Consider the following 16,567-nt stretch of genomic DNA (forward strand, 5'->3'; position numbering starts at 1 on the left):
CTGTCCAATCCCTCGGAATGCTGAGGGCGCCTCTTGCCGATCTCCCTCCTTGTGGGGGAGATGCCAGCAGGCAGCGGGGGGTAACGCGGCGCACGCCCGGGATTTCCATCACTCAGCAGCCTCCAGCTTGCCCGCGATGCGTCGAGACCGCCGCGACAACTCCTCGTAATCGCGCTGCCACTCGGTCGGTCCGTTGGACGGCGACACCTGCACAGCAGTCACCTTGTATTCCGGGCAGTTGGTCGCCCAGTCGGAGAAATCGGTGGTGATGACGTTCGCCTGCGTATCGGGATGATGGAAGGTGGTGTACACAACCCCTGGCGCCACGCGATCGGTGATCAAGGCCCTAAGCGCCGTATCGCCGGAACGGCTGGCGAGCTTCACCCAATCACCGTCCTTGATACCGCGCTGTTCGGCATCATGCGGATGGATTTCCAGCCTATCCTCGGCGTGCCAGGCGACGTTCTCCGTACGCCGCGTCTGGGCGCCGACATTGTACTGGCTGAGGATGCGGCCGGTCGTGAGCAGCAACGGGAAACGCGGGCCGGTACGTTCGTCGGTCGGCACATATTCGGTGCGGATGAACTTGCCCTTGCCGCGCACGAAGCCATTGACGTGCATGATCGGCGAGCCTTCGGGGAACTTCTCGTTGCAGGGCCACTGGACCGAACCCATCTGGTCCAGATAGTCGTAGGACACCAATGCGAAGCTCGGCGTCGTTGCGGCGATCTCGTCCATGATCTCAGACGGATGCGCATAGTTCCAGGTGAGTCCCATGGCTTGGGCGAGCTTCTGGGTGACTTCCCAATCCGCATAACCATTCTTCGGGCTCATCACCTTGCGAACGCGGTTGATGCGCCGCTCGGCATTGGTGAAGGTGCCGTCCTTCTCAAGGAAAGTCGAACCCGGCAGGAAGACATGCGCGTAGTTGGCGGTTTCGTTCAGAAAGAGGTCGTGGACGACGACGCATTCCATCGCGGCAAGACCGGCCGAGACGTGCTTGGTGTCCGGATCGGACTGCAAGATGTCCTCGCCCTGGATATAGATGCCCTTGAATGTGCCCTCAACGGCTGCATCCAGCATGTTCGGGATGCGCAGGCCCGGCTCGTTGTTGAGCGTCACGCCCCAGAGCTTTTCGAAGATGTCGCGGGTCGCATCGTCCGAGATATGGCGATAGCCCGGCAGCTCATGCGGGAACGAGCCCATGTCGCAGGAGCCCTGGACATTGTTCTGACCGCGAAGCGGGTTTACGCCGACGCCCGGACGGCCGATATTGCCGGTCACCATGGCGAGGTTGGCGATCGCCATGACTGTCGTCGAGCCTTGGCTGTGCTCGGTAACACCAAGACCGTAATAGATCGCCCCGTTGCCGCCCTTGGCATAAAGCCGGGCGGCACCGCGGACGAGTTCCGCCGGCACGCCGGTAAACTTTTCGGTCGCCTCGGGGCTGTGCTGGTCCTCGGAGACGAAAGCGGCCCAGTCCTCGAATTCCGACCAGTCGCAGCGCTCCCGGATGAATTGCTCGGCAAACAGGCCTTCGGTCACGATGACATGCGCCAGCGCCGTCAGCACGGCCACGTTGGTGCCCGGCTGCAGCGGCAGGTGATAATCGGCCTCCACATGCGGCGTCCGCACAAGATCGATGCGGCGCGGATCGATGACGATCAGCTTGGCACCCTGGCGCAGCCGCTTCTTGAGGCGCGAGCCAAAGACCGGATGCCCGTCTGTCGGGTTGGCGCCGATGACGATCACCACGTCCGAATGTTCGACGGAATCGAAGTTCTGCGTGCCGGCAGAGGTGCCGAAAGCCTGGCCGAGGCCGTAGCCGGTCGGAGAATGGCAAACGCGGGCGCAGGTATCGACATTGTTGTTGCCGAAACCGGCGCGGATCAGCTTCTGAACCAGGAAGGTTTCTTCATTGGTGCAGCGCGAGGAGGTGATGCCGCCGATCGAATCGCGGCCATATTGGTACTGGATGCGGCGGAACTCGGAAGCCACATGCGCGAAAGCCTCTTCCCAGGTCACTTCCCGCCAGGGATCGGAGATCTTTTCGCGGACCATCGGGTTGAGGATGCGGTCCTTGTGTGTCGCATAGCCATAGGCGAAACGGCCCTTGACGCAGGAATGGCCGCGGTTCGCCTGCCCGTCCTTCCACGGCACCATGCGGACGAGTTCCTCGCCGCGCATCTCCGCCTTGAAGGAGCAGCCAACGCCGCAATACGCGCAGGTGGTAACTTCCGAATGTTCCGGCTGACCGATCGCGATCACCGACTTTTCGGTGAGCGTCGCCGTTGGGCAGGCCTGCACGCAGGCCCCGCAGGAAACGCATTCGGAATCGAGGAAATGTTCATGCATGCCCGGCGAGACGCGGCTGCCGAAGCCGCGGCCTTCGATCGTCAGCGCGAACGTACCCTGCACCTCCTCGCAGGCGCGCACGCAGCGGGAGCAGACGATGCACTTCGAGGGGTCATAGGTGAAGTACGGATTCGACTCGTCCTTCGGCATCCATTTGGCGTTGATCTCGCCATTGTTGCGCGCCTTGACGTGATTATCGCCCTCATAGCCGTAACGCACGTCGCGAAGGCCGACTGCGCCGGCCATGTCCTGCAGTTCGCAGTCGCCGTTGGCGGCACAGGTGAGACAGTCGAGCGGATGGTCGGAGATATAGAGCTCCATCACGCCGCGGCGGATGTCCTTCAGCCGATTTGTCTGGGTGTGGACGACCATGCCGGGCATGACCGGCGTGGTGCAGGAGGACGGCGTACCGTTGCGGCCCTCGATCTCCACGAGGCAAAGGCGGCAGGAGCCGAACGCATCGACCATGTCCGTGGCGCAGAGTTTCGGCACCTGGATGCCCGCTTCCATCGAAGCACGCATGATGGACGTGCCTTCCGGAACGGTAATGGAACGACCGTCAATGGTGAGGGTCACCTGGGCTTCGGATCGGGAAGCCGGCGTACCGTAGTCGATTTCATGAACGAGGGACATGATGTTACTCCGCCGCTTCGATAAGGGATGCCGGAGAAAAATCCTCCGGGAAATGGTTCATCGCGCTCATGACAGGATAGGGCGTAAAGCCCCCCAGCGCGCAGAGCGAGCCGAACTTCATGGTGTTGCAGAGATCGGCCAGCAAGGCTTTGTTCTTCTCCGGTTCAATGCCCTGGGCAATCTTGTCGGCCGTTTCCACGCCGCGCGTCGAGCCGATGCGGCAAGGCGTGCACTTGCCGCAGCTTTCGATGGCGCAGAACTCCATCGCGAACCGTGCCTGCTTCAGCATGTCGGCACTGTCGTCGAACACGGTAATGCCGGCATGGCCGATCAGACCGTCCTTCGCCGCGAACGCCTCGTAGTCGAAAGGCGTATCGAACAGGGCGCGCGGGAAATAGGCGCCGAGCGGGCCGCCGACCTGCACCGCCTTCACCGGCCGGCCGGTCGCAGTGCCGCCGCCGATATGATCGACGATCTCGCCGAGCGACAGGCCGAACGCCGTCTCATAAAGACCCCCGTACTTCACATTGCCGGCGATCTGGATCGGGATCGTGCCTCGAGAGCGGCCCATGCCGAAGTCGCGATAAAAGGCGGCGCCCCGGTCCATGATCACAGGCACGGAGGCGAGCGAAATGACGTTGTTGACCACGGTCGGCCAGCCGAGGAAGCCTTGCAGCGCCGGTAGTGGCGGCTTGGCGCGCACGATGCCTCGCTTGCCTTCCAGGGAATTGAGCAGCGAGGTTTCTTCGCCACAAACATAGGCGCCGGCGCCGGACCGGATCTCGATGTCGAAAGCATGAGCCGATCCCAGGACAGACGCCCCAAGAATGCCGGCCGTCCGTGCGATCTCGACGGCCTCCGTCATCGTCATGATCGCATGCGGATATTCCGAGCGGATATAGACATAGCCCTTGGTAGCGCCCGTCGCGATCCCGGCAATCGCCATGCCTTCGATCAGCACGAAGGGGTCGCCTTCCATGATCATTCGGTCGGCAAACGTAGCGCTGTCGCCCTCATCCGCGTTGCAGACGATGTATTTCTGCGGACCTGCCGCCTCCATCACCGTCTTCCACTTGATGCCTGTCGGGAAGCCGGCGCCGCCGCGGCCACGCAATCCGCTATCGGTCACTTCCTTGACAATCTCGGTCGGTGTCAGGGCAATCGCCTTTTCAAGCCCCTTTAGGCCCTGGTAATGCCGGTAATCATCCAGAGAGAGCGGGTCGGTCACTCCGCAACGAGAAAAGGTCAGGCGTGTCTGCTGACGAAGGAATGGGATTTCCTTCGTCAGCCCGAGACAGAGCGGATGATCGCTGCCGGTCAGAAAGCCGGCATCAAAGAGACTTGCCACATCGGCTGCCTTAACCGGGCCGTAAGCGACCCGGCCGTGGGCGGTCCGCACTTCGACCAGCGGCTCCAGCCAGAACATGCCGCGCGAGCCGTTGCGCACGACTTTCGCATCGAGGCCGCGGGCTGCGATCTCTTGGGCAATCGCCTTCGCCACCTTCTCGGCTCCGAGCGCGAGCGCTGCGGCATCGCGCGGCACGAATATCGTAACGGTCATCGGCGCACCTCCGCGACGATCTCGGACAGACAGTGCTCGTCCACCCGGCCATAGACCTCACCGTCCAGCATGGCGGCCGGCGCGCAGGCGCAGAGGCCGAGACAGTAGACGGCTTCGAGCGTTACCGCGCCGTCCGGCGTCGTCTGATGAAAGTCCACGCCAAAAAGCTCCCGGACACGATCCGCAATGCGGTCACTGCCCATCGACTGGCAAGCTTCGGCGCGACAGAGCTTCAGCACATGCCGGCCGGCCGGATGGTCGCGGAACTCATGATAAAAGGTCACGACGCCATGGACCTCGGCACGGGAGAGGTTGAGTTCGTTCGCGATGATGGGCTTGACCTCGTCCGGCACATAACCGAACTCCGCCTGGATCGCATGCAGGATCGGCAGCATCGGCCCTTCGAGATGCTTCAGATCCCGGATGATCTGAAGCGACCGCTCGGTGAACTCACCGGCGGAAATACGCATATTCATATCGTCGAACCTCCCGGCTGATCGGCGAGTGCCTCGTCCGCACTGCAGATCAAAACGCTGGCGGAGTGTCCAACAGCTGCACTCCACCTATTGTGGCGGAGTCTCGCAACCCGTCTCGCAACCGTCAATAAAGGAGATCGGTTACGCGATAGAAAAAAACTATCAAGCCATGGCGCTTGGAGCCAGGCTGCGGGCTTCGTGCAGCAGGGCGGAGACCAGCGGGGTGAAAGGTTCGCGATGTGTGGCAACCAGGCCGACGATATGGCTGGCTTCTGGTTCGACGATCGGGATCGTACGGATTTGTTTGGTAAACCCGAACGATCGCGCGACGTTGCGCGGCATGATGCTCGCCCATCGGCCGGTTCCGACATGCGATAGAAGAACGACCATCGAATTTGATTCCAGCATCGGCTTTACGATGACGCCTGCTTCCGCGAGGTGTTGATTGATGATCCGGCGGTTCTGCATGTCTGGCGTCAATAGACAGAGCCTAAGATCCGCCATCTCCTTCCAGGTTACGTTTTCCCGGTCCGCAAATGGCGTCCCTTCCGCCGTCACCAGATTGTACCGCTCGGCATAGAGGGGGACGCTGGTGACCCGGCCGAGCGGTTCATTGTCGAGATAGGTTATGCCCGCATCGATCTCGAAATTGTCGAGCTGGGAAAGCACCTGAAGCGAATTTCGTGAAACAACCGAAAAGGTGACGTCCGGGTGTTTCGCCTGAAAGGGCTCAGTCAGCCGCGGGATCATCGCAAGCGCCGTCGGAATCGCCGCGAGCCGAATGTGGCCGGCCAGACCTTTCCGCGCGGCCTTCATCTCCTCCCGCATGGTGCGCGCATCGCCGACGATGCGCTTAGCCCATTCCAAAACCCGCTGCCCCTCAGGCGTCAGCCCCTGAAAACGGGAACCTCTCACGACGAGTTGCACGCCCAGCTGTTCCTCCAGCTGCCGGATCGCCGCCGAAAGTGACGGTTGGGAAATGCCGCATTCCTCGGCGGCGCGACCGAAATGGCTTTCTCGCGCGAGAGCAATGAAAAATTCGAGCTTGTCGATCATCAGCTTCCTCCACCGAAAGGGCTAACCTCTAGTCGACGCGACGACAAGCTGCGCGGTCGCTTCTAATGGATCCTCGCCCTCAAACCAATCGCAGCCGTCTATAAAGTGCAACGAATATTTGGAGCGAGGCCTTGTCAAACAGCGTCACCGTCCAAGGTTTATGGAAAAACGAAAGGCCGGTGTGACGGTATCGATGGCGCCTGAATTCGACCCTCTTTACTTTCTTCAAGGCGGCGGCGAGGTCGGCAAGGTCATTCGGGAGATTGACTGGTCAGCGACCTCGCTTGGCCCGGCTGAAGGCTGGCCTGTAGCGCTCAGGACAGCCGTTTCGACGATCCTTAATTCCCGCTTTCCGGCCGCAGTCGTCTGGGGGCCGGACCTCACCACCATCTACAACGATGCCTTCAAGCCTATCCTCGGCAACAAGCCGGAAGCCATGGGGCGCCCGTTCTCCGAAGTCTGGCAGGAAGCGTGGGACGAGATCGGTGATATCGCGGCACGCGCCTATAAGGGCGAAGCAACATTCATCGAGGATTTTCCGTTGGAGATCGAACGCTTCGGTTACCCGGAGCAAGCCTATTTCACCTTTTGCTACAGCCCGCTTCGGGACGATCAGGGCCAGATCGCAGGCATGCTGGACACGGTGATCGAAACGACCTCGAAGGTGCAGGCGGAACAACAGGCTCGCCTCATCAATGCGGAACTTCGGCACCGGATCAAGAATACGTTGGCGATCGTGACTTCCATAGCCAATCAGACCCTGCGCAACGTCCCCTTGGCCGAGGGGGTCAAGGAGGTCTTGCTGCAGCGGCTTACCGCTCTTGCAAACACACATGACGTTCTGGCCGGCAAAGGCCGCATCGATGCGGACATTGGCGACGTCATTGCCGGGGCTCTTTCACCCCATGACGCCGCCGCGGAGCAATTCGTGATCGAGGGCCCTCCGCTCCGGCTTTCGGAAAAGCAGGCTCTGTCTCTGGCTCTCGGAGTCAATGAACTCGTCACCAACTCGATCAAATACGGGGCACTCCGCCAGGCTGGCGGAAAGGTGCATATCAGGTGGGGCATGTTCGGCAGTTCAGGCGAGCGCCGCTTCCGCTTTGCCTGGGTCGAAAGCGGTGGGCCTCCCGTCTCGGCACCATTGAGGAAGGGTTTTGGTACGCTGTTGATCGAACGGGTCCTGCCCAGCGATTTCGGGGGCACGGCGCAACTGGCTTATGATCCCGCCGGCCTGCGCTATGAGATCCTGGCCGACGCGCGGCAGCTGGATGGGTAGCGAACTCCGGCCGCTCCCTTGAAATCGCTACTTAAACCTAACGGAAAAAGAAAAGGCGGCCCTTCCGAGCCGCCTTGATCTTGTTCGGAGAATCCGCTCGTCAGGCCGGAACGACAATGCCGTTCAGATGCGTCAGCTCCGCCAGGAACTGTTCCAGCTTGGTCTTGTGCTCGTCGCTCTGCGCCTTATTGATTTCGGCTTGCGTGGCCTCGATCCGCTTTTGCAGCGTGTCGCGGGTCACTTCGCTCGCCGGAACCGCCGACTCCGCGAGCAGCGTGCAGCTCGTCGGAAGAATATCCGCAAAGCCGCCGAACACGACGTATTTGTTGATCTGGCCGGAAGCGAGCTTCACGGAAACGATGCCGGGCTTGATGGTCGTCATCGTCGGCGCGTGATTGGCAAGCACCGTCATTTCGCCGAGCGTCGCCGGTATCACCACTTCCGTGGCCTTTTCGGAGACGAGCAGGCGCTCAGGCGAAACCAGTTCAAAATTGAAAGCGTCGGCCATGAAGGTCCACTTCCTCGAATTTCTTACGCGAGCTTGCGTGTCTTATGCGGAAATGGCGCGCCGGAAAATTCCCGCGCGCCGTCGTTTGCCAATTAAGCGGCTTCGGCCAGCTTCTTGGCCTTCTCGATCGCTTCTTCGATCGAGCCGACCATGTAGAAGGCAGCTTCCGGCAGGTGGTCGTATTCGCCGTTGACGAGGCCCTTGAAGCCCTTGATCGTATCCTCGAGCGCAACCAGCTTGCCCGGAGAACCGGTGAAGACTTCGGCGACGAAGAACGGCTGCGACAGGAAGCGCTCGATCTTGCGGGCGCGGGCAACCGTCAGCTTGTCTTCTTCCGACAGTTCGTCCATGCCGAGGATGGCGATGATGTCCTGAAGCGACTTGTAGCGCTGCAGCGTCGTTTGAACCTTACGGGCAACTTCGTAATGCTCTTCGCCGACAACCATCGGGTCGAGCATGCGCGAGGTGGAGTCGAGCGGGTCGACGGCCGGATAGATGCCCTTTTCGGCGATCGAGCGTGACAGAACCGTCGTTGCGTCCAAGTGGGCGAAGGAGGTTGCCGGAGCCGGATCGGTCAAGTCGTCGGCCGGAACATAGATGGCCTGAACCGAGGTGATCGAACCCTTGGTCGTGGTGGTAATGCGTTCCTGCATCTGGCCCATGTCGGTCGCGAGCGTCGGCTGATAACCGACGGCCGACGGAATACGACCCAGCAGAGCCGACACTTCCGAACCTGCCTGGGTGAAGCGGAAGATGTTGTCGACGAAGAACAGAACGTCCTGGCCCTTGTCGCGGAAGTCTTCGGCGATCGTCAGACCCGTCAGAGCAACGCGGGCGCGGGCACCCGGCGGCTCGTTCATCTGGCCGTAAACGAGAGCGGCCTTGGAGCCTTCACCGCCGCCATGCTTGTTGACGCCCGATTCGATCATTTCGTGGTAGAGGTCGTTCCCTTCGCGGGTACGCTCACCGACGCCTGCGAACACGGAGTAACCGCCGTGTGCCTTCGCGACGTTGTTGATGAGTTCCATGATGAGAACCGTCTTGCCGACGCCTGCACCGCCGAAGAGGCCGATCTTGCCGCCCTTTGCGTAAGGCGCGAGAAGGTCGACGACCTTGATGCCGGTAACGAGGATCTGCGCTTCCGTGGACTGCTCGACATAGGCCGGAGCATCCTGGTGGATGGCGCGGCGCACGCCGGTATCGAGCGGACCTGCTTCATCGACCGGCTCGCCAATGACGTTCATGATGCGGCCGAGGGTCTGATCGCCGACCGGAACCGAGATCGGAGCACCGGTATTGACCACCTGCTGGCCGCGCACGAGGCCTTCCGTCGAGTCCATCGCGATGGTGCGGACGGAGTTTTCGCCGAGGTGCTGAGCGACTTCCAGAACGAGGCGGTTGCCGTTGTTGTCGGTCTCAAGCGCGTTCAGGATCGCCGGCAGTTCGCCGTCGAATGCGACGTCGACGACGGCGCCGATAACCTGCGTCACCTTGCCGAGGGACGAGCCCGTATCCAGGGTAGCTGCAATAGCCATGATTCTTACCCTCTTTCTTTACGTCAGAGCGCTTCCGCGCCCGAGATGATTTCAATGAGTTCCTTGGTGATCTGCGCCTGACGCTGACGGTTGTAGGAAAGCGTCAGCTTGTTGATCATCTCACCGGCATTGCGCGTGGCGTTATCCATCGCGGACATCTGCGCGCCATAGAAGGAAGCGTTGTTTTCGAGCAGCGCCCGGAAGATCTGCACCGCGACGTTCCTCGGCAGCAGGTCTTCGAGGATTTCCTGTTCGCTCGGCTCGTATTCGTAAAGCGCCGAAGAGGCGTTCGCCGCCTCGCCCGCTTCGAACTTCGCCGGAATAATCTGCTGTGCCGTGGCAATCTGCGAGATCACCGACTGGAAGCGCGCGAAGAACAGCGTCGCAACGTCGAACTCGCCCGCGTTGAACAGTTCCAGGACCTTGTGCGCCACCTCATCCGCCTGCACGAAACCAAGCTGCTTGACTTCGCGGAAGGTGATGTAGTGGACGATGTTTTCCTTGAAGCTGCGGCGCAGGACATCGTTGCCCTTGCGGCCGACCGTCAGGATCTTCACCGTCTTGCCCTGTGCAAGCAGTCTCTGCGCATGGTCGCGGGCAAGGCGAATGATCGAGGAATTGAAGCCCCCCGCCAGACCACGCTCGCCGGTTGCGACGATCAGGAGGTGAACCTGATCCCTGCCCGTGCCCGAAAGCAGAAGCGGCGCTTCGGCATTGCCGGCGTTGGCAGCCGAAAGGCTGGCCAATACCTTGTTCATCCGCTCCGCGTAAGGACGGGCAGCCTCGGCCGCCTCCTGCGCACGGCGCAGCTTCGCCGCGGCGACCATCTTCATCGCCTTGGTGATCTTCTGCGTCGCCTTGACGGAGGCGATCCGGTTTTTCAGATCCTTAAGTGAAGGCATCCGTTATCGGTCCCCTGCGGGTTAGTTGGACTTGATCCGTTCTCAGGCGAAAGACTTCGAGTAGCTGTCGAGAGCAGACTTGAGCTTCGCGCGGGTGTCGTCCGACAACTGCTTCTCGCTACGGATGGTATCGAGGATCGCCTTGCCTTCGGAACGCAGGTAGGAAAGCAGACCCTGCTCGAACTTGCCGACATCGCTGACGGCGATCTTGTCGAGATAGCCGTTGACGCCCGCAAAGATCACCGCAACCTGCTCTTCCGTCTTCAGCGGCGAGAACTGCGGCTGCTTCAGGAGCTCGGTCAGGCGCGCACCGCGGTTGAGCAGACGCTGCGTCGATGCATCGAGGTCGGAGCCGAACTGAGCAAACGCCGCCATTTCGCGATACTGGGCGAGTTCGCCCTTGATCGAGCCGGCAACCTGCTTCATCGCTTTCACCTGCGCGGCGGAACCGACGCGAGAAACCGACAGACCGACGTTAACGGCGGGACGGATGCCCTGGTAGAACAGGTCGGTTTCGAGGAAGATCTGGCCGTCGGTGATCGAGATCACGTTGGTCGGAATGAAGGCCGAAACGTCGTTGCCCTGGGTTTCGATGACCGGCAGAGCGGTCAGCGAGCCGGCGCCGCGATCGTCGTTGAGCTTTGCAGCACGCTCCAAGAGACGCGAATGCAGATAGAAAACGTCGCCCGGATAGGCTTCGCGGCCCGGCGGACGGCGAAGCAACAGCGACATCTGACGGTAGGCAACGGCCTGCTTGGAAAGGTCGTCGTAAGCGATCAGCGCGTGCTGGCCGTTGTCACGGAAGTATTCACCCATCGCGCAGCCGGCGAACGGCGCGAGATACTGCATCGGAGCCGGGTCGGAAGCGGTAGCGGCAACGATGATCGAATACTGCAGCGCGCCACGCTCTTCGAGAACCTTGACGAACTGCGCAACAGTCGAACGCTTCTGACCGATAGCGACATAAACGCAATAAAGCTTGTCGTTGTCCGGGCCGTTGTCGTGGATCGGCTTCTGGTTCAGGAAGGTGTCGAGAATGATGGCAGTCTTGCCGGTCTGGCGGTCGCCGATGACGAGCTCGCGCTGGCCGCGGCCGACCGGGATGAGCGCATCGATGGCCTTGAGACCGGTCGACATCGGCTCATGAACCGACTTGCGCGGAATGATGCCCGGAGCCTTCACGTCGACGCGCGAGCGGCGGCTCGCGTTGATCGGACCCTTGCCGTCGATCGGGTTGCCGAGCGCGTCGACAACGCGGCCGAGCAGTTCCGGACCAACCGGAACGTCCACGATGGCACCAGTCCGCTTGACGGTATCGCCTTCCTTGATCTCGCGGTCGGAGCCGAAGATGACGACGCCGACGTTGTCGGCTTCGAGGTTGAGCGCCATGCCGCGAACGCCGCCGGGAAACTCGACCATTTCACCGGCCTGAACATTGTCCAGTCCATAAACGCGAGCGATGCCGTCACCGACGGACAGAACCTGGCCGACTTCGGAAACCTCTGCCTCTTGGCCGAAGTTCTTGATTTGATCTTTCAGAATTGCGGAAATTTCCGCGGCGCGGATATCCATCAGCCAACCTCTTTCAGTGCAAGCTTAAGGGTGGAAAGTTTGGTGCGAAGGGAGGTGTCGATCTGACGAGAACCGACCTTGACGATGAGGCCGCCGAGGATCGACGGATCGATCGTCACGGCGATTGCCACGTCCTTGCCGGTGACGCCCTTCAGCGCCGACTTGAGCTCAGTTTCCTGCGCTGCGGAAAGCGCATGTGCCGAAGTAACTTCGGCTGTAACCTCGCCGCGATGAGCGGCTGCGATTTCGCGATAGCCACGGATCATGCCTGGCAAAGCAAAGAGACGACGGTTGCCGGCGACCACTTTCAGGAAATTGCCGACGAGGCCGGTGATGCCAGCCCTGTCCGCAACGGCGGAAACGGCATTGCGCTGCTCGTCGGCGGAAAAGACCGGGCTTGCGACCAGACGTCGCAGATCTTCGCTTTCATCCAGCAACGCCTGAAAACGATCAAGATCGGCGGCGACCTTGTCGACCGAACCGGACTCGAGAGCCAGTTCGAAAAGCGAGGAAGCGTAACGCTCCGCTACACCGGAAATAAGCTGGGACGTGTCAGCCACGGGCACAGTTTCCCTGTATTGCCATCCAAGCGCCAGACCCTGTGGGAGAGGTGCAGCAAGACCTTGAAATCGTTTGATTATTTCTCAGAACCTGCAGAGCTTCCGCTCTACCCTTTCCGACTTTCGCGGTCCGTCTAGCATAGGATGTAGGGACTCGCAACACGCCTGATAGAGGAAAAAGCCCGCGACGCAAGGGCTTGGGCCGGAATTTATCCGGGAACGGGAAGGATTTTCAGAGCTTTTCGTTCAAAGCGTCGAATTCGAGCGTCAAATATAGCCGAAGACATAGGCGAGCGGGCCTGCCGAAATCACAACCTGAAGTAGGAAAATCGCTATATTTCTGGGGGTGAAGGCTCGGTCGAAGACACATGAGACGACGCGTCCGGCAGCTGCGAATGCGAGGGCTATGCCAAGCGTCATGTAGATCCAGTCCTGGGCCAGCATGATGGCCGTAAGGCCGAGACCGAGGTGATGGGCGCCAACCGCCCGAACCGCCGCGTAACCCTCCGGCCGCACCTCGCCGATCTGAAAGGCCATGAGCCGCAAAACCGGACCCGGAAAAAGCAGGAGAAGGAGACCAAGAACTGCTGTCGCCGCGGCGCCGGCGAAAGCCAGCTGCTCGCCGAGCTCGGCTGGGAAATAAAGTTCCATTCGATCCTCGCTGTGTTCGATTCGGCCGATTCTAGCGCAAGCGGTAAACAAGTCGCAAAAATGGGCGACTAAAGGAAACTCTGAGGATCGACATCGAGTTGGATCTGGACCGAGCCGCGTTGCTTCGGGCCATTCGTCAGCATTGCCTTGAGAAACGCCTGCATGTCGGAATTGCGCCGGCCATGGACGAGCAGCCGAAACCGATGCCGGCCCCGCACCAGCGCAAGCGGCGCTTCCGCAGGCCCGAGCACGGATATCCCCGTTACCCTCGGCGCGGCCGCCCGCAAGCCACGGGCGTGGTTTTCGGCATCAGCCCGGTTGTCGGCGGAAACGATGAGCGAAGCGAGCCGGCCGAACGGTGGCAGGATTGCCCTTTCCCGTTCGGCGATCTCGCGTTCGTAAAAGGCCCCCGCGTCGCCGGACACGATCGCCTGCATCACCGGATGCTGGGGCTGGAAGGTCTGCAGGAGACCATGGCTCTTCCGGCCTGTTCGTCCAGCACGGCCTGTGACCTGGGAAAGAAGCTGGAAGGTGCGCTCCGCCGCGCGGGGATCTCCGTTCGACAGTCCGAGATCGGAATCGACGATGCCCACCAGCGTCATCAGCGGGAAATTATGCCCCTTGGCGACGAGCTGGGTGCCGATGACGATATCCGCCTCGCCCTTGGCGATGGCTTCGAGCTCCAGCCGCATGCGTTTGACGCCGCCGAGCAGATCCGACGACATGACGATCGTGCGCGCATTCGGAAAGTGTTTTTCCACTTCCTCGGCGATGCGCTCGACACCCGGACCGCAGGCGACCAGATGATCCAACGTTCCGCATTCAGGGCAGGCTTCGGGAGTGGGCTCGGAATAACCGCACTGATGGCACTGGATCTGCCTCTTGAACCGATGCTCTACCAGCCAACTCGAACATTGCGGGCACTGGAACCGATGGCCGCAGACGCGGCAAAGCGTCAGCGGAGCGTAACCGCGACGGTTGAGGAAGAGCAGCGACTGCTCGCCCTTCTCGATCGTTTTGGCCATCGCCCGAAGAAGCACCGGCGAGAGAAAGCCGCCGCGCTCCGGAGGATGCCGCCGCATATCGACCAGGTGCAGGTCCGGCATCGCCGCATCGCCGAAGCGGGTCGGCAGGTGCACCGTATTGTAGCGGCCGGCGAGACCATTAACCTGGCTTTCAACCGAAGGCGTCGCCGAGACCAGGACGATCGGGAAGTCACCGATCCGCGCGCGCACCACCGCCATGTCGCGGGCATTGTAGAAAACCCGGTCCTCCTGCTTGTAGGCGGGGTCGTGTTCTTCATCGACGATGATCAGGCCGAGTTCCTCGAAAGGCAGGAAGAGCGCGGATCGGGCGCCTGCGACAACCCTCACCTCGCCGGTCACCACGCCCCGCCAGACCTTTTCACGGATCCGGGGTGAAAGATCGGAATGCCATTCGCCGGGCTTGGCGCCGAAACGCTCCTGGAACCGCTCGAGGAAACTCGAGGTCAGGGCAATTTCAGGCAGCAGGATCAGTACCTGTTTTCCCCGTCTCAAAGTTTCCGCGATCGCTTCGAAATAGACTTCCGTCTTGCCCGAACCGGTAACGCCATCGATGAGAGAGGGGGAGAACCCGCCTGAGCGAATGAAGCCGACGATTTCCTCCGCCGCGTCTTTCTGTGGCCCTTCGATGCGCGGCGCGACATAATCCGGATCGGGCTTCGCCACCACTGGCGGCGGCGGCAGGAAAATCGTCTCGAATATGCCCTGCCCCGTCAGTCCGTCGACAACGCTTAGCGAAACGCCCGCCGCATGCGCAAGGCCGCTGCGAGTCCACGGTAGGCTTTCTTCACGGATCAGATCGAGCACCCGGGCACGCGCCGGTGTAATACGTTCCGGCTGGCCGCCTATATAACGCAGTCCCTCCACCATCGGCTCCGGGTCGAGCGCGGCAGGTGCCCGGATCGCCATGCGCGCCACAAGGCCGGGCGGAGAGAGGGTATAACTTGCCACCCAATCGACAAAATCCCGCATCTCCTTGGAAAGCGGCGGGCAATCGAAGACCAGCGTGATGGGGCGTAGCTTTTTGGGATCGAGCTTCTCGTCGTTCTCGCCATCCCAGACGACGCCGATCAGTTGCCGAGGCCCGACCGGCACCTGAACCACAGAACCAGGCTCCACATGCATGCCATCCGGCACAGCATAGCTATAGGCACCCGGCACCGGCAGCGGCACCAGGACCGGTACCACGCTTCTTGGCGCAGGCGCCTCCAATAACGAACCAAAAAGATCGGACGAATCTATGCCCATTGGCGGCGACCATGCCCAAACGCGGAACAAAAGTGAACCCTAAAGAGGATCAGCTCTCATCGTCCTCTATGAAGCCCGTCAGCCGCATCCCCTCGATCCAGGTTGCCCCATCTTTGCGGATGACGCGCTTCGGACGGACGCCACAACGCTCCTCCACCGCCGAAGCGAGCGGTTCGGAATGGGTGACGATCCAGATCTGGCTTGAGCGTGCGGCTTCTGCGATCATGTCGGCGAGCGGCGGCAGCATGTCGGGATGCAGGCTTCCCTCAGGCTCGTTGAGTGCAATTAGGGGCGGCTGTCGATAGGACATCAGCGCTGCGGCAAGCCCAAGGAAGCGGATCTGCCCGTCGGAAAGCTCTCGCGGCTGAAAAAGCCGTTTTGGAAAATCGGGAAAAACCAGTCCGAATTCCGCATATTCTCCCGGCTGCGGCACATGAAGCTTTGCCCCTCCGAAGGCCGCCGCAATTGCCCGATCCAGATCCACGGTGTCTCCGCGTGTATGCACAAGCGTCGCGAAGACGGCCGCCAGATTGCCACCATCCTGATCAAGGAGCGGCGACGTCACCGCGAGACAGGGCCGCCGCAAGGGTGAATCGCGGTCGGTCCGAAACCCGTGGAAGAACCGCCAGCCGTCGACAAGTTGGCGGAAGGCGCCGACTTCCGGATAATGCCCAGCATCCCCAAGCAGGGCGATCGCCGTTTCCGAAGTCATGGCCTGTTCCGGATATTCCTGCATCCGGCCATGCTCGCCGCGTACCATGATGCCTGGCCCCGCCCGCTTCACCATCGTCACCGGGCGCGAGCCGGTTTCCACCGAAAGCTCTTCCGCCTTGATCTGCGGTTCGAAAGCAAAGCCAGCCGCGGCAACCGGAGGGCGAAGTCCTGCCTCCACCCGGTATCGGAAGGTTGCCGCCCGCTCCTCGTCCAGCACCTCGACCTCAAGCTTTATGCGAAAATTCTTCTCATCCCGCCTCGGTCCCGACCAGAGCGCCGACGCCATGCCGCCTTCGGCGGCGATCTCGTAGGCGAGATTGCCGCGAACAGCCGCCTGCACGAGCTGCAGCGCGCGATAAAGATTGGATTTTCCGACCCCGTTCTCGCCGATGAACAAATTGACGCCGGCCAGATCCATGCGGATCGACCGAAGCGATCGGTAGTTGGCGGCGAACATCGAGCGGAGCAGCATGACGA

Annotated in this window: 13 protein-coding genes; 1 reads left to right on the forward strand and 12 read right to left on the reverse strand. The window is 61.3% G+C overall.

Annotated elements, in window-relative coordinates:
* Positions 1-108: 108 nt before the first annotated feature.
* The 4 genes from fdhF to EDE05_RS12580 form a co-directional block, all read right to left on the reverse strand.
* Complete coding sequence (fdhF, locus tag EDE05_RS12565) at positions 109-2,988, reverse strand: formate dehydrogenase subunit alpha (RefSeq protein WP_132410865.1); 2,880 nt, start codon at positions 2,986-2,988, stop codon at positions 109-111.
* A gap of 4 nt (positions 2,989-2,992) precedes the next feature.
* Positions 2,993-4,549 carry an NADH-quinone oxidoreductase subunit NuoF gene (locus EDE05_RS12570; protein ID WP_132410863.1) on the reverse strand — a complete coding sequence of 519 codons (1,557 nt, stop codon included), beginning with the start codon at positions 4,547-4,549 and terminating at the stop codon, positions 2,993-2,995.
* Positions 4,546-5,025 carry a formate dehydrogenase subunit gamma gene (locus EDE05_RS12575; RefSeq protein WP_105372727.1) on the reverse strand — a complete coding sequence of 160 codons (480 nt, stop codon included), beginning with the start codon at positions 5,023-5,025 and terminating at the stop codon, positions 4,546-4,548. Before EDE05_RS12575 ends, EDE05_RS12570 begins: the two co-directional genes overlap by 4 nt.
* A 162-nt stretch (positions 5,026-5,187) precedes the next feature.
* Positions 5,188-6,081, reverse strand: a complete 894-nt coding sequence (locus EDE05_RS12580; protein ID WP_132410861.1) for a LysR family transcriptional regulator — start codon at positions 6,079-6,081, stop codon at positions 5,188-5,190.
* A 193-nt stretch (positions 6,082-6,274) separates the two neighbouring features.
* Between EDE05_RS12580 and EDE05_RS12585 the strand changes: the two genes are divergently transcribed.
* Positions 6,275-7,357 (forward strand): PAS domain-containing sensor histidine kinase, encoded by a 1,083-nt coding sequence (locus EDE05_RS12585; protein WP_132410859.1) that lies wholly within the window; start codon positions 6,275-6,277, stop codon positions 7,355-7,357.
* A gap of 100 nt (positions 7,358-7,457) precedes the next feature.
* Here EDE05_RS12585 and EDE05_RS12590 read toward each other — a convergent pair whose 3' ends face one another.
* From EDE05_RS12590 to EDE05_RS12625, 8 genes are all read right to left on the reverse strand, one after another.
* On the reverse strand, positions 7,458-7,865 hold the full coding sequence (locus tag EDE05_RS12590; protein WP_132410857.1) for a F0F1 ATP synthase subunit epsilon: 408 nt from the start codon (positions 7,863-7,865) through the stop codon (positions 7,458-7,460).
* 92 nt (positions 7,866-7,957) lie between these two features.
* The gene (gene atpD, locus EDE05_RS12595) at positions 7,958-9,400 is read right to left on the reverse strand and encodes a F0F1 ATP synthase subunit beta (protein WP_105372730.1); all 1,443 of its coding nucleotides are present in this window, start codon (positions 9,398-9,400) and stop codon (positions 7,958-7,960) included.
* A 23-nt stretch (positions 9,401-9,423) separates the two neighbouring features.
* Positions 9,424-10,302 carry a F0F1 ATP synthase subunit gamma gene (locus EDE05_RS12600; protein ID WP_132410855.1) on the reverse strand — a complete coding sequence of 293 codons (879 nt, stop codon included), beginning with the start codon at positions 10,300-10,302 and terminating at the stop codon, positions 9,424-9,426.
* 42 nt (positions 10,303-10,344) lie between these two features.
* A complete protein-coding gene (atpA, locus tag EDE05_RS12605; protein ID WP_105372732.1) occupies positions 10,345-11,874 on the reverse strand; it encodes a F0F1 ATP synthase subunit alpha in 1,530 nt (509 codons plus the stop codon).
* A complete protein-coding gene (locus tag EDE05_RS12610; RefSeq protein WP_132410853.1) occupies positions 11,874-12,440 on the reverse strand; it encodes a F0F1 ATP synthase subunit delta in 567 nt (188 codons plus the stop codon). Before EDE05_RS12610 ends, atpA begins: the two co-directional genes overlap by 1 nt.
* 261 nt (positions 12,441-12,701) lie before the next feature.
* Positions 12,702-13,085 (reverse strand): DUF4345 domain-containing protein, encoded by a 384-nt coding sequence (locus EDE05_RS12615; protein WP_132410851.1) that lies wholly within the window; start codon positions 13,083-13,085, stop codon positions 12,702-12,704.
* 68 nt (positions 13,086-13,153) lie between these two features.
* Positions 13,154-15,376, reverse strand: a complete 2,223-nt coding sequence (locus EDE05_RS12620; protein ID WP_132410849.1) for a primosomal protein N' — start codon at positions 15,374-15,376, stop codon at positions 13,154-13,156.
* Between the two features lie 49 nt (positions 15,377-15,425).
* Entirely contained in the window at positions 15,426-16,562 is a 1,137-nt protein-coding gene (locus EDE05_RS12625) for an AAA family ATPase (RefSeq protein WP_132410847.1), read from the reverse strand.
* Positions 16,563-16,567 lie beyond the last annotated feature (5 nt).

It is taken from the genome of Neorhizobium sp. R1-B, from assembly GCF_004368875.1.
Taxonomy (GTDB): Bacteria; Pseudomonadota; Alphaproteobacteria; order Rhizobiales; family Rhizobiaceae; genus Neorhizobium; species Neorhizobium huautlense.

What these genes read in the sequence shown, in the direction of transcription:
- fdhF (WP_132410865.1), bottom strand. Translation starts at nt 2,988, where the DNA reads ATGTCCCTCGTTCATGAAATCGACTACGGTACGCCGGCTTCCCGATCC.
- EDE05_RS12570 (WP_132410863.1), bottom strand. Translation starts at nt 4,549, where the DNA reads ATGACCGTTACGATATTCGTGCCGCGCGATGCCGCAGCGCTCGCGCTC.
- EDE05_RS12575 (WP_105372727.1), bottom strand. Translation starts at nt 5,025, where the DNA reads ATGAATATGCGTATTTCCGCCGGTGAGTTCACCGAGCGGTCGCTTCAG.
- EDE05_RS12580 (WP_132410861.1), bottom strand. Translation starts at nt 6,081, where the DNA reads ATGATCGACAAGCTCGAATTTTTCATTGCTCTCGCGCGAGAAAGCCAT.
- EDE05_RS12585 (WP_132410859.1), top strand. Translation starts at nt 6,275, where the DNA reads ATGGCGCCTGAATTCGACCCTCTTTACTTTCTTCAAGGCGGCGGCGAG.
- EDE05_RS12590 (WP_132410857.1), bottom strand. Translation starts at nt 7,865, where the DNA reads ATGGCCGACGCTTTCAATTTTGAACTGGTTTCGCCTGAGCGCCTGCTC.
- atpD (WP_105372730.1), bottom strand. Translation starts at nt 9,400, where the DNA reads ATGGCTATTGCAGCTACCCTGGATACGGGCTCGTCCCTCGGCAAGGTG.
- EDE05_RS12600 (WP_132410855.1), bottom strand. Translation starts at nt 10,302, where the DNA reads ATGCCTTCACTTAAGGATCTGAAAAACCGGATCGCCTCCGTCAAGGCG.
- atpA (WP_105372732.1), bottom strand. Translation starts at nt 11,874, where the DNA reads ATGGATATCCGCGCCGCGGAAATTTCCGCAATTCTGAAAGATCAAATC.
- EDE05_RS12615 (WP_132410851.1), bottom strand. Translation starts at nt 13,085, where the DNA reads ATGGAACTTTATTTCCCAGCCGAGCTCGGCGAGCAGCTGGCTTTCGCC.
- EDE05_RS12620 (WP_132410849.1), bottom strand. Translation starts at nt 15,376, where the DNA reads ATGGGCATAGATTCGTCCGATCTTTTTGGTTCGTTATTGGAGGCGCCT.
- EDE05_RS12625 (WP_132410847.1), bottom strand. Translation starts at nt 16,562, where the DNA reads ATGCTGCTCCGCTCGATGTTCGCCGCCAACTACCGATCGCTTCGGTCG.